The 14759-nt window shown below is 44.7% G+C and carries 5 protein-coding genes; all 5 read left to right on the top strand.

Features of this window, described 5'->3' with window-relative positions:
* Positions 1–57 precede the first annotated feature (57 nt).
* Entirely contained in the window at positions 58–2406 is a 2349-nt protein-coding gene (locus tag QFZ48_RS05785; protein WP_429061542.1) for a beta-L-arabinofuranosidase domain-containing protein, read from the top strand.
* A 226-nt stretch (positions 2407–2632) separates the two neighbouring features.
* Positions 2633–6730, top strand: coding sequence for a two-component regulator propeller domain-containing protein (locus QFZ48_RS05780; RefSeq protein ID WP_429061540.1), 4098 nt, complete (start codon positions 2633–2635; stop codon positions 6728–6730).
* Between the two features lie 128 nt (positions 6731–6858).
* The gene (locus QFZ48_RS05775; RefSeq protein WP_429061538.1) at positions 6859–9735 is read left to right on the top strand and encodes a TIM-barrel domain-containing protein; all 2877 of its coding nucleotides are present in this window, start codon (positions 6859–6861) and stop codon (positions 9733–9735) included.
* Entirely contained in the window at positions 9732–12854 is a 3123-nt protein-coding gene (locus QFZ48_RS05770; protein WP_429061536.1) for a SusC/RagA family TonB-linked outer membrane protein, read from the top strand. Before QFZ48_RS05775 ends, QFZ48_RS05770 begins: the two co-directional genes overlap by 4 nt.
* Positions 12855–12872: 18 nt before the next feature.
* On the top strand, positions 12873–14465 hold the full coding sequence (locus tag QFZ48_RS05765; protein ID WP_429061534.1) for a RagB/SusD family nutrient uptake outer membrane protein: 1593 nt from the start codon (positions 12873–12875) through the stop codon (positions 14463–14465).
* The last annotated feature ends 294 nt before the right edge of the window (positions 14466–14759 follow it).

The following is a 14759-nucleotide window of genomic DNA, read 5'->3' as shown; positions in this document are numbered from 1 at the left end:
TATTGTTATTTTGACACTTATTAAAATTCTGTCCACGGGAAATTTTAAGTGTTTTTTATGAAACGTATATTGTTATTGATTTTCATAATTCCATTATCCATACATGCGCAAAGCCATAAAGCGCTGGAATTTTTTTCTTTAAATGATGTCCGGCTGCTCCCCGGTATTTTCAAAGAGCAGGAGCAAACTGACATTAATTATATCCTTGCCCTAAACCCGGACAAGCTGCTGGCGCCGTTTCGCAGGGAGGCTGGTCTTCCTGAAAAATCCGGAAGTTATGGAAACTGGGAAAGCTCCGGGCTGGATGGTCATATCTGCGGGCATTATCTTTCTGCGTTAGCCATGATGTATGCCTCCACGGGTGATAAAAGAATGTCCGGCCGCCTGGATTATATGATAGGTGAGTTGAAACTTTGCCAGGACAAAAACGCCAATGGTTACCTGGGCGGCGTTCCGGGCAGTAGAAAACTTTGGGAAGGAGTACTGGAAGGAAATTTCGCGGATTATAAGCGGAAATGGGTGCCTTTCTACAATATACATAAAGTTTTTGCGGGCCTCCGGGATGCTTATTGGTATGCAGATAATAAAACTGCCGGTCAGATGCTGATCCGGTTTGCGGACTGGTTTTGTGAAATGACTGCTAAACTCAGCAGGGAGCAGATGCAGGAGCTGCTTGGAAATGAACATGGCGGTGTCAATGAAGTGCTGGCGGATGTATACGGCATTACGGGCAATAAAAAATACCTGAACGCCGCTTACAGCTTTTCGCACCAGGCTATTTTGCAACCCCTGGAAAGGGACCAGGATAAGCTGGATAACTTACATGCCAATACGCAAATACCCAAAATAATCGGGTTTAAGCGGATCGCCGATTATAGTGGAGACACTGCTTATAACCATGCCGCGGAGTTTTTCTGGCAAACGGTCGTGCATCACCGCACTATAGCAACAGGAGGGAATAGCGTCAGGGAGCATTTTAATCCCTCTAATGATTTCTCCACCATGATGTCCAGCGTAGAGGGACCGGAAAGTTGCAATACTTACAATATGCTCAAGCTTACGGAGGATTTATATTTATCAGATCCGGACGTGGCTTATATTGATTACTACGAAAAAGCTTTGTACAACCATATTCTAACTACCCAGCGCCCCGGCAAGGGAGGCTTTGTTTATTTTACGCCCATGCGCCCCGGTCATTACCGGGTTTACTCTCAGCCGGAAACGAGTATGTGGTGCTGCGTTGGCAGCGGGTTGGAAAATCACGCCAAATATGGAAAGATGATTTACACCCATTCTGATAACCAGCTCTTTGTTAACCTGTTTATTCCATCTGAACTCAAGTGGAAAGATAAGGGACTGCTGTTCAGGCAGGAAACTGCGTTTCCTGAACAGGGCATTACCACGCTGAAAATAGTGGGTGTTAATAAGAACAGTTTTGACCTGAACATCAGGTATCCTTCGTGGGTAAAAGAAGGCGCACTGAAGGTAAAGATCAATGGTGCATCCGTAGCCGTCAACGGTAAGCCTTCCTCTTATATAAATTTAAAACGGAAATGGAAGAAGGGAGATGTTATTACAGTGGAGACGCCTATGCAAACCAGCACAGAAGCGCTTCCTGACGGATCTCCCTATGAGGCTGTTTTGCACGGGCCTATCCTGCTGGCTGCTGTAATTGATACGCTTTTCCAGAAATCACGCGAGGCCGACGACAGCCGGATGGGGCACATTGCCGGCGGTGAACTCTACAAAATGACCGATATGCCTGTTTTTGTAAGCGATGCCACAAACGACGCAGCTATGATTGAGGAGGACAAGCATGCGCCCATGTCTTTTACGGCTGGAAAAATAATTTATCCTGCAAAGTATAAGGATTTGAAGCTGGTGCCGTTCTATAAAATACAGGATGCCCGCTATATCGTATACTGGCGAAAAGAATCCAGCAGCGGTTTTGCGGCTTTACAATCAAAACTGGCTAAAGAAGATTCGCTGGAAGCAAGCCTCGCCGCCAATACGATCGATGTGATCGCGGCCGGGGAACAGCAACCCGAATCGGATCACGCAATCTTACACGAGAGTTCCTTTGCCGGTGTTAGCTTTAACAGGCATTGGCGGTCAGCGAGAGAGTGGTTCAGTTATAAATTAACAGATAAGAACAAGACGGGTAAGAAAATACGTGTTACTTATTTCGGGAAAGAATTTAATCATAAGTTCTCCATATGGGTCAACGACCGGCAGCTGGCTAAGGTCGATCTCCGGGAAGGGCAGAGCGATACATTTTATGCCATCGATTACGAATTGCCTACGGATATTAACTATGCAGAGGATGGATCTATGCGGATTAAATTCCTGGCGGACAAAGGATCAATTGCAGGTCCTGTGTATGAAATACGCCTGTTGAGAAAGTAAGTCATGATCCTGAAAAAAAAAAGCGGCAATAATCACTACCGTGGTTATTGCCGCTTTTTGCCAAATCGGGTCTGTCTCACAGGAATGAAGTACCTTTTGCTTTTTACAAAAGTAAAAACGTTATCGGGCATCTTTAATGATCAGCGGAATGGCAGGTAAAGCGGCAACAGCCGCTAGTGTATGAATGTCTGGGAGGCGTAAACTTTTTTATCTAAAACCTACAGTAATGCGTTACCTTTTTGGGGTTATTTTGCTACTGCAGTCCCTTGTTGTTTTATCGCAAAGTGAGCATTATAATTTTTCGAAGCTCAATACATACACAGGTCTGTCGCATAACCAGGTAAATGCAGTGCTAAAAGACCGGGATGGTTTTTTATGGTTTGCCACTGCATATGGACTTAATCGTTATGACGGATATTTCTGCAGGATATTTCATAAGGATCACAATGACAGCTCTTCAATAAGGGACAATAATATTGTGTCACTTTATGAGCTTCCGGGCAGGAAAATGTGGTTGTCGACCGTGAGTGGCCCCTGTATTTATAACCCCGATACCGAGAAATTTAATGACAACGCTGATGACTATTTGCATTCCATCGGTTTGCCATCTGGTGGTGTTACCAATATAGTGAAGGGGAACAATAACAGGTACTGGTTCCTGTATGATGATAAGGGTTTGTTCCTGTATTCAGCAAACGATAGAATTGTAAAACCATTTAATCAGAAAGCACCGCCGGCTTCCGGGAAAATTACTTCCGTAAGTGAAACATCGGATGGGAAGTTATGGTTGGTATACCAATCAGGTTTTTTGCAGGAATATGATATAAAGCTGGATAAAATAATTTTTTCTACCAATGCTTTACTGAAGAAGAATAAAGCTAATAACCCCTATCATCTTTTTATAGATCATGATAATGACATCTGGCTTTGGAGTTACAACTTCGGAATTTTTCTTTTTCACCCGGAAGATAATACTATCAAACAGTTTGATAAGAATTCTTATCCGGCGAGATTGAATGCGGAACTGGTAAGCCAGGTTGTACAGGATAGTAATGGTTTGCTCTGGATAGGAACCGATCACGGAGGAGTAACGCTGATCGACAAAAAGAACGGATTCAAAACCAGTTATCTGCTGAACAACCCCAATGATCCCAAGAGCATCAGTCAGAACAGTATCACCACCTTGTATAAAGATGACCAGGGGATTATATGGCTGGGAACTTATAAGCAGGGCATAAATTATTATAATAGTAACATCATTCAGTTTCCATATTACCATCACCAGGAACTAAATGAAAACAGTCCGCAATTCGACGATGTAAACCGTTTTGTTGAAGACAAGGCAGGTAACATCTGGATCGGTACCAATGGCGGTGGCCTGATTTATTTTGACAGGAAGAATAATACTTTCAAACAATACTTATACGATCCAAAAAATGAAAACAGCCTGAGTAACAACGTCATTGTGAGCTTATGGATCGATCATGAAGATGTTCTCTGGATTGGGACTTACCTGGGTGGCCTCAATCGTTTTGATGGGAAGAAGTTCACCCGGTTCAGGCATCATGATAATGATTCCTCAAGTCTGGCAGATGACAAGGTTTGGGAGATATTTGAAGACAGGGATCAGAACTTATGGATCGGCACTTTGGGTGGCGGCCTGGATCGTTTCGACAGAAGAACAAGCCAGTTTAGCCATTATAACGCCAGGCGGGGAGTTTTACTTTCCGATTATCTTTCTGCTATTATGCAGGATAGAAAGGGGAATTTATGGATTGGTACGGCTTACGGTATTGCCGTTATGGAAAAGAATAAAGCCACCAGTGTTTTTTACCTGGTAACAGATAAAAAAAATGGTTTAAGTGATAATGGGATTATCTGTCTTCTGGAAGACAGTAAAGGCCGGATTTGGGTAGGAACGAGGGAGGGATTGAATTTGTTTGATGAACAAAAAAAGGAGTTTCATACATTCACCATGTCCAACGGACTTCCTGATAATATGATCCTGAATATCCTGGAAGATAATCACCACGCGCTTTGGATATCCACACCTAACGGGTTATGTAACGTTACTCCCCACCAGGAAAATAAGGATATGGTTATTTCTGTGGTTACCTATGATGCCACCAACAACCTGCAGAACCGCGAATTCAATGATAATGCAGCGCTAAAAACGAAGACCGGCGAATTGATCTTTGGTGGCCCTTCGGGCTTTAATATTATCAATCCTGCTGCTATTGGTAAACCCGTTTATCATCCTAAAATTGTTTTCACCGGTTTTCAGATATTAAATAAAGATGTTGAACCCGGCGAGCTGGTCAATAACCGGGTGCTGCTCAAACGTTCTTTATCCCAGCTTCAGCATATTGATCTGAAGTATAGGGAAAATGTTTTCTCCATTGACTTTGCTGCGCTTGATTTTTCTCATAACGCATATGACAAATATGCATATATGCTGGAAGGGTTTAATGAAGACTGGTTATATGCAGATGGTAACCAGCGGAGAGCCACTTATACAAATCTAAATCCCGGTCACTATGTTTTCAAGGTAAAAGTTTTGAACAGGTCCGGCCTATGGAGTGAGGTAAAAACGTTGCAGATCAATATTGAACCCCCGTTTTGGAGAACGCCTGTTGCCTACATTATATATCTGTTGATCGCTGCAGCGTTGTTCCTGCTTATCCGGCGCATTACATTAGACCGGATACGGATGCGTTTTGAAGTGCAGCAACAGCGCAGGGAAGCGGAGAGAGCGCATGCGCTGGAGCAGTTAAAGACAAAATTCTTTACCAATGTAAGTCACGAGTTCCGCACGCCGTTAAGCCTGATTATTGCACCATTGGATAAGATCATTAAAAATACGGCAGATGAAGAGCAGGTAAAACAATTAGGGCTGGTACAGCGTAATGCCAAACGCTTATTAAACCTGGTAAACCAGCTGCTCGATTTCAGGAAGATGGAGGTGCAGGAAGTAAAGTTGCATCCTTCCATAGGCGATATTGTCCGGTTTTGCAGGGAAACCAGTTATTCTTTTACAGATATTGCAGAGAAAAAGAAGATCCAATTCTCTTTCTCATCTGACACGGATAGCCTCGAAATTTATTTTGACAAAGATAAAATTGAAAAGATTTTATTCAACTTGTTGTCGAACGCTTTTAAATATACTTATGACAGCGGAACGGTGAGCGTTGGCCTGATCTATAAGGAGCCGGCGGATAATGAGTCCGATGGCACACTTGCTATCGAGGTAAAAGACTCCGGTATTGGTATTCCGGCCGATCAGCACGAAAAGATATTTGAACGCTTTTTTCAGACGGATGTTCCGGAAAGTATGGTAAACCAGGGAACCGGCATCGGCCTGGCCATTACAAAAGAGTTTGTAAAATTGCACAATGGTATCGTCACCGTAAAAAGCGAACCGGATCAGGGTACCTGTTTTACGGTATTGCTCCCCGCAAGAAAAATTTATGTTTCTTCTCCCCGGACCCTGGCTAATCCCGCATTTTCAGGCGAAACGGAGCAAATAATGGCGGAGGAAAATAAAAAAGGTGATAAGAAGAAGACGATAATGATAGTGGAAGACAATGAAGACCTGCGCTTTTACTTAAAGGATAACCTGAAAGGGCAATATCATGTTGAAGAAGCCACAAATGGAAAGGAAGGCTGGGAGAAAATAAAGTTGTTAAACCCCGATCTGGTGGTAAGCGATATCATGATGCCTTTAATGGACGGCGTTGAACTTGCCAGGAAAATTAAAAACGAAACACTCACTGCTCATATTCCTATTATTTTACTTACTGCCATGGGAAGTGAGGAAAAACAACTGGAAGGTTTGAAAGCAGGCGCAAACGATTACATTACCAAACCCTTCACCTTTGAGATCCTGGCTTCCCGCATCAATAATCTGCTGGCGCAGCAGAGATTATTGCAAAAGAGGTTTCAGAAGCAGATTGAAGTCAACCCCGGAGAAGTGACCATAACGCCCGTAGATGAAAAATTCCTTCAACAGGCATTGGAAATTATTGAAAAGCAAATAGACAACCCGGAGTTTTCTGTGGATGAGTTCAGTAAAGAGATGTATATGAGCAGGGTTACTTTATATAGAAAGATACATTCGTTAACGGGTAAGTCGCCGTTGGATTTTATCCGTTCCATCCGTTTGAAAAGAGCCGTTCAACTGCTGGACAAAAGCGGGATGTCCATTTCTGAAGTTGCCTATCAAGTCGGGTTCAATAATCCGAAAGTATTCCGTAAGTTATTCAAGGAGGAGTTCAAAACTACCCCTTCCGAATACGTGGCAAATCTTAAAAACAAAAGTCTTTAACGCACCGCCTGTCAAAAATACACCAGTGATATTCAGTCATTTGTAACATTTGTGCCCCCTTGTTGAATCATTTGACGCCCCGGTTTCTGACAGCATAGCAATAGTTTTACAGCATCTAATCCACGTATATGAAATTGCGATTACTGCTGTTTAGCCTGCTGGCTTCTGCGTTACTAAATAACTTATTTGCGGCGCCACCTGCCTATATTACTCTTCCTGATGGGGTGATCGTTTTTACGGATTCCCTGCTAACGGGTTCAACGTATGCTGTTAAACTTGAAGTAGTGTCGGACGATATTATCAGGGTGATGGCAGCTCCCGGGAAAGAAATAGTGGCCGGTATCAGCCTGGTTACTGTTTATCATAAAAAACCAGGGCTCACCTGGGATTTCATTCCTTCTAAAGAAAACCTGACTCTCAAAACAAAAAAATTAATCGTCACGGTAGACCGGAAAACCGGCGCCGTTACTTTCACGGATCTGGCAGGTAAAAAAATCCTGTCAGAAAAACAGCCGTTTGGCAGGGATTTTCAATCCGCCATATTCGACGGTAAACGTTATTACGCCATTACGCAAACATTCCAGACGGCCGACGGGGACGCATGGTATGGACTCGGACAACACCAGGACGGTATAATGAATTACCGGGGCCAACAGGTTACCTTCTTCCAGAACAATACCGAAGTGGCCATTCCTTTTATGATCTCCAATAAAAACTATGGCATTCTCTGGGATAATTATTCCCTCACCAGGGCCGGCGATATCAGGCCGCTTCACCCGCTTTCTTCCATGCAGCTTTTTTCAAAGAAAGGTGAAACCGGCTGGCTTACCGCCTCCTATTCCAATAACATGCATAAACCGCAGGAGATAAACATTGAAAGAGCAGAGGGAAATATTGATATGGAGTTTTTGGGAGATTCAAAAATTCTACTGCCCCGGGAATTTACCCCAGCTTCCGGTATGGTGACCTGGGAGGGAAGCCTTTCCAGTCACCTGTCGGGGTTACATCAGTTCCGCTTCACTTATGGCGGTTCGGTAAAAGTATGGCTGAATGGAAAATTGGTGCTGGATCGTTGGCGAAAGGCCTGGAATCCCGCATCTGCATTGATTCCATGGGATTTCAAAAAAGGAGAAAAAGTACCGGTGAAAATTGAATGGCTACCGGAAGGGGGCGAGTCCTACCTTTCTTTAAAATGGCAGGAGCCATTGAGCCGTGATCAGCAAAACAGCTTTGGTTTTTGTTCCGAAGCCGGCAAACAGGTGGATTACTATTTCGTGTATGGCAATAATATGGACGAGGTAATTGCCGGCTACCGTACGCTTACAGGTAAGGCGCCTATTGTGCCAAAGTGGGCGTTAGGTTTCTGGCAAAGCAGGGAGAGATACAAAACACAGGAGGAGATAGTGAATACTGTTGATGAATTCCGTAAAAGAAAAATTCCTATCGACAACATTGTGCTGGACTGGAATTATTGGAGAGAAGCGGAATGGGGCAGCCAGGAGTTTGACGAAAAACGTTTCCCTTCTCCCGACAGCATGATTGATTTGTTGCATAAAAAATACAACACGCAGATTATGATATCTGTATGGCCGAAATTTTATGATGGTATACCGGCCTATAACGACTTTGATAAAAATGGATGGCTTTATAAAAGAAACATCGCCGATCAGCAAAAAGATTGGATAGGCAAAGGATACGTTTCTACTTTTTACGATGCTTTCAATAACGCCGCCAGGAAAGGATTCTGGAATCTGATCAACGAAAAAATTTATAGTAAAGGAATTGACGCCTGGTGGATGGACGCCAGCGAACCGGATATAGTTTCCAACGTAAACCCGGAAAAAAGAAAGCTGCAAATGACACCCACTGCTTTGGGTAGCGCGGCAGAGTTCCTGAATGCATATCCGCTGCAGAATGCAAAAGGAATTTATGAAGGACAACGCTCAACGGATCCGGATAAAAGGGTCTTTTTGCTGACACGATCCGGCTTTGCAGGTTCGCAGCGTTATGCGGCGGCGATATGGAGTGGTGATATCGGTTCCACCTGGAATGATATGAAAGCGCAAATAGCTGCAGGGAGTAATTTCTCTATGTCCGGGCTTCCTTACTGGACGATGGATATAGGTGGCTTTGTGGTGCCGAGGAAATTTGAGAGTCCGGATGCAGAGAGCCTGGAAGAGTGGAGAGAGCTGATGACCCGGTGGTCGCAGTTTGGCGCATTTGTTCCTTTATTCCGCTCCCATGGGCAATCTCCTTACCGGGAAGTATTCAACACAGCTCCTGAAGATCACCCCGCTTATAAAAGTTTCCTTTATTACGATAAACTGCGTTACCGTTTACTGCCATATATCTATGCGCTGGCAGGGTGGACGTACCATGATGACTATACCATCATGCGCGGACTTGCAATGGACTTTGCAAAAGATACCGCCGTGCTGAACATTGCTGATCAATATATGTTTGGCCCTTCACTGCTGGTAAACCCCGTGTATGAATACCGGCAAACAAAACGTGCCTTGTATTTACCCGAGTGCGCAGGATGGTATGATCTCTATTCCGGGAAGTGGTATGCAGGTGGTCAGAAAATTACTGCTGAAGCGCCTTATGAACGGATGCCTTTATTTGTAAAAGCCGGATCTATCCTGCCTTTTGGGCCGGAGTTACAATATGCAGCGGAGAAACAGGCCGACACTGTTACGTTGAACATTTACACTGGTGCGGACGCATCTTTCAACCTGTATGAAGATGAGGGCACCAATTACAATTATGAAGAAGGTGCATTTTCCATCATTCCAATAAAATATACCCAGGCAACAGGAACTGTTACTGTCGGAGAGCGGAAAGGATCGTTCAAAGGCATGTTACAGAAAAGAGCCCTTCGCATTAATATCATTTCGCCCGGAGAACCCAGGCGCCTGGATCCTGATGCCAAATGCGACAAGGAAGTGGTTTACGATGGAAGAAAAATAGATATAAAAAGTAGTCAGTTAAATCCACAATTATGAATTCATTCAAAATCATTTACTTGCGAATATTGCTGCTGTGGGGCATGCTTGGGGCCTTAACCCTTAGCCAGAACGCCTTTGCCCAAACGTCAAAGGTGAGTGGAACGATCACCAGTCAAAGTACGTCCGCTCCGGTTCCTGCAGCATCAGTTACCGTAAAAAGCACCCGTGTATCCGCCGTTGCCGATGATGCAGGACGGTTTACTATTGAGGCATCAACGGGGGATGTGATAGTAATTACATCCGTTGGATTTGTTGAAAAGGAGGTAAAAGTTACCTCACGCGAATTGAAAGTTCAATTGCTGGAAGCTGAAAGCCAATTGGAAAATGTAGTAGTAATCGGTTATGGTACCCAGAAGAAAAAACTCGTTACAGGAGCCAACATCCAGGTAAAAGGCGCGGACATCCAGAAACAGAACACTACCAATGCCATGCAGGCTTTGCAAGGCCAGGCGCCGGGTGTACAAATCACTTCCTATTCAGGACAGCCAGGTGCAGGAATGAATGTGATTATTCGTGGTAAGGGTACTGTTGGTAACTTTTCTCCTTTATATATTGTTGACGGTGTTCAAACCAGCGACATTTCATACCTGAACCCCGCAGACATAGCCTCTATCGACATTCTGAAAGATGCTGCCTCTGCTGCTATTTATGGTTCACAGGCGGCCAACGGTGTTATCCTGGTTACCACAAGAACGGGAAAAGTCAACCAGAAACCGCAGGTTACCCTGGATGTTTTTTATGGCGCCCAGCAGCTTGCCCGCAAGGCTAAACTGTTGAATGCAAAAGATTATGCCACCATCATAAACGAAGCTGCTGTCAACTCCGGTAAAGCGCCGTATTTCAGCAACGAGGTAGTTAACAATTTGCCGGTAAGCACAGATTGGCTGGACCAGATGTTTAAAAAGAATGTGCCGACTCAAAACTATGTATTGGGCGTGCAGGGAGGCAGTCCCAATTCCACCTATTCCCTGTCACTGGGATACACCAGCCAGGGCGGCATTGTAGGAGGATCGGACATTTCTTACCTTGACCGCTACACGTTCAGAATAAACTCCGAACATAACCTGTACCAGAATATTGTTAAGCTGGGAGAACATCTTACGTTCAATTACCAAAACAATCATGGAATTGCGATAGACGGCCAGTATAATAATACATTACGTGCTGCTTTCACTACAAGCCCTTTCCTGCCCACGTATGACACGGACGGTAGTTATTTCAGCAGCGATAAAAAAGGCTGGTACCCGGGAAAACCTGATCAGGCGTGGAACAATACAGAGGCCAATCCTTATGCAGTGATGGACTATACCACGCGGAACCGCAACAGTAACCAGGGTTTATTTGGCGATGTGTACATACAGGCGGAACCCATTAAAGGCTTAAAATTCCGTTCCAGCCTGGGTTTAAACTATTACGCGAATCAAAGTCATGGTTATACACCCGTTTATCATCTTTCTATTTATTCCTTTAATGACACTTCGAAGGTGAGCCAGTCAATGGGTAGTGGGCGTACCATTCAGTTCGACAATTTACTCAGCTACGATTTTGATGTTGCTGCTGATCACCATTTTGGTGTAATGGCAGGTAGCTCTTCGCTGAAAACACAAACTGTTGGTATGAATGGTTCCAACTGGGACCTGCGTGTTGCCGATCTGCAGCATGCTTACCTTTCTGTTGCGCAGAATGTGAACAAGGGTGCGCCATATATGAGTCTTGGCGGTGGCCCGTCTGAGAATGCGTTGATGTCTTACTTCGGACGATTGCAATATAATTTCCGTGAGAAATACCTGCTGAACCTCACCTTCAGGGCCGATGGCTCCTCTAAATTCGCGCCGGATCATCGCTGGGGATATTTCCCTTCCGTGTCCGCCGGATGGGTGACTTCTATGGAGGAGTTTATGGAGGGTGTGCAGTGGTTGAATTTCCTTAAGCTCCGTGGCAGCTGGGGACAGGTAGGTAACCAGAATGTAGCGGCATATCAGTTTGTGTCTCCTATCAGCTTCAGTAATGCGGGTTATATATTCGGACCGGTGGAAGGAGCCAGTACACAGGGAGCTTATCCAAGCCGTATTGCCAATCCGGATGTAAAATGGGAAACGTCGGAGCAAACAAACATCGGGTTTGATGCTACTGTGTTACAACGGCTGGATATAACCTTTGATTATTATGTCAAAAAAACAAAAGACTGGTTGATTACCGTGCCTATTCTGGCTACTGCCGGCGCAGATGCGCCGCTGATCAATGGCGGTGATGTGAAAAATACCGGCGTTGAACTGGCGCTTAATTATCGAAACAGCATCGGCAAAAATTTCCATTATTCAGTGGGCGTAAACGGCGCCTATAATAAAAACAGGATAGGGAATATTCCTACAAACGATCATGTGCTTCATGGTAATACCAATGTGCTGTATGCCAATGCAGGTGAATTTTACCGGGCGGCAAACGGTGAACCGGTAGGCTATTTCTGGGGACTTAAAACCGCAGGCGTGTTCCAATCGGACGATGAGGTAACGGCGTATAAAGGCAAAACGGGTAATCCCATTCAGCCCACCGCCAAGCCTGGCGATGTCCGGTATGTTGATTTAAACAACGATGGTGTTATTGACGCCAACGACAAAACAAATATCGGCGATCCCAATCCTGATTTTACCTATGGGTTTAATATAACGCTTGATTACAAAGGGTTTGATCTCTTAGTACAGGCCTCCGGCGTAACAGGTAATCAAATTGTACAGTCGTACAGGGGACCGGGCGGGTTTGGTAACTATACCTCAGAAATACTGGACCGCTGGCATGGCCCGGGAACTTCCAATAAAATTCCCAGGGTCACAGAAGATGGCGCCAACTGGGCGCAGTTCTCTGATCTGTACATACATAAAGGAAATTATCTGCGTATCAATACGATTACCCTCGGTTATGATTTCTCAAACCTGATCAAAAAAAATTACCTGGGCAAAGTAAGATTATATGCTTCCGTGCTGAATGCTTTCCTGTTTACCAAATATAATGGTATGGATCCCGAAGTTGGATATAATGAAGGCTTTTCATCGGGAGTGGACTTAGGATATTATCCCAGGCCCAGAACATTTATGGTTGGAGCAAACATCCGGTTTTAAATTAAAAACGAATTGGCGATGAAAAACTTAAAATTTTATATGCTGGTTACTGCGCTGTTGTCGTTGATAGCCTGTAACAAGGACTTTCTGGACTCAGAAGATGTAACGTCTGCTACCGAGCAGAACTTTTATAAAACACCGAACGATGCCTGGAAGGCATTGGTAGGCGTGTATGATGGATTACAGCGTGTGTGGGCAAGCGGCGTTGCTTTTCCTGTTGCGTCTGCCATCATGTCTGACGAAGCATTTGGAGGCACCGGTAATGCCGACGGGTTTGGTTATCAGATGATGGACGAATTTGATAAACTCCGTTCACCTTCTGATGAAAATATGTTTGGAGACACCTGGAACCTGTATTACAAGGCGATCTATCGCGCCAATATGCTTCTGTCGCATCTTGACGGGGTGGATTGGAAAGGCAATGACAGTTTGCGCAGAACGTATGAAGCGGAAACAAGGTTTATACGTGCCTATTGTTATTTTGATATGGTCAGATTATGGGGCAATATTCCGTTGATTACAAAGCCTACTACGGATAATGTACCTCAGGCGAGCCCCGACAGCGTTTATAAACTTATTGCCGACGACCTGGTATTTGCAGCTTCCAATCTTCCTGCCACCAGCTATGGCGTTCAGGATCCCTCCAGCCGTGGGCGGATAACCAAATGGGCGGCAGAATCGCTGCTTGGCCGTGTGTTCCTTTGCTATACCGGTTATTACAATAAAGCCGACCTGGTGGGAACTGTTTCAAAATCGCAGGCGCTTGCTTACCTGGAGGATGTTATCAGTAATGGAGGATTTGGGTTGGTAGACAAATTTGCCAATTTATGGCCCGCTGCCTCTCTTAACAATTACGTAGGAGAGGATAATAAGGAAACGGTGTTTGCCATCAAATACACTTTTACCAGCGATTGGAATGGAAACGTGGATGGTAACCAATGGATGGTGTTATTCGGTATTCGCGTTCAGAGCATTTATCCGTATGGGATGGGCTGGGGCGGAGCCACTGTAAACCCGAAACTTTGGAATGCTTTCCCTGCCGGTGACAGCCGGAGAAGCGCCTCTATCATTTCAATAGTGGATGAAGGGCTCAATTTTCAGAACATAAAGGATCAACGGGAGTATACAGGCTACTGCATTAAAAAATATACCCCGATGGCGGATGAGGCAGGAAGAAGTCTTGCTGAAAAAATGGGGGGCGCGAGCTTCATGATCAGCCAGTACCAGGATTATGTGTCTATCCGCTACGCGGATGTTTTGTTAATGGCGGCCGAATTAGGCGCCGGTGGGGCACAGAACTACTTTGATGATGTGCGGAGACGGGCATTGGGTACCAGCTTTGTCCAGGTTCCGGTTAGCAAGGCAAATATTATAAATGAAAGAAGACTTGAATTTGCGGGAGAAGGAATCCGTTACTGGGATCTTCTTCGCCAGGGCATCAATGTTGCTGCCTCAGCCATTGCGGAGTCGGTGACCGTTCAAAATGGCGGCGTGAATACCACCAAAACCATTTTAGCATCGAAGGTAATCGAAACAAAGGGGCTGGTGCAGATACCTTATACACAAATCACTTTATCGGATAACGTATTGAAACAAAACGCGGGTTGGTAATGAGCCAGGGCCGTTCTAATTAATTATCAGGAGAACCGGGCAGGGAGACAATGCGGATGTTGGATGAATGCAACATAGTGGCCCCGGTTTTCCCTGGTTTATTGACAGTTGCTAGTGATATTCAACGAATTGTAACATTTGGGCCTCCTGGTTGAATCAAATGACCCCCTTGATTCAGAGAACATAACAATAGCTTTACAATATTCAATCCACGTATATGAAACTACAATTGCTGCCACTTAACTTGCCGGCCTATGTCTCGTATGGAGACTTATTAGCAAGTCCTTCTGCCTA

This window comes from Chitinophaga sp. W2I13 (assembly GCF_050434005.1).
In the GTDB taxonomy this organism is placed as follows: Bacteria; Bacteroidota; Bacteroidia; order Chitinophagales; family Chitinophagaceae; genus Chitinophaga.
This window is presented reverse-complemented; position numbering and strand designations above follow the sequence as displayed.

Coding starts and splice junctions, on each gene's coding strand:
- QFZ48_RS05780 (WP_429061540.1), top strand. CDS start 2,633: ATGCGTTACCTTTTTGGGGTTATTTTGCTACTGCAGTCCCTTGTTGTT.
- QFZ48_RS05775 (WP_429061538.1), top strand. CDS start 6,859: ATGAAATTGCGATTACTGCTGTTTAGCCTGCTGGCTTCTGCGTTACTA.
- QFZ48_RS05765 (WP_429061534.1), top strand. CDS start 12,873: ATGAAAAACTTAAAATTTTATATGCTGGTTACTGCGCTGTTGTCGTTG.
- QFZ48_RS05770 (WP_429061536.1), top strand. CDS start 9,732: ATGAATTCATTCAAAATCATTTACTTGCGAATATTGCTGCTGTGGGGC.
- QFZ48_RS05785 (WP_429061542.1), top strand. CDS start 58: ATGAAACGTATATTGTTATTGATTTTCATAATTCCATTATCCATACAT.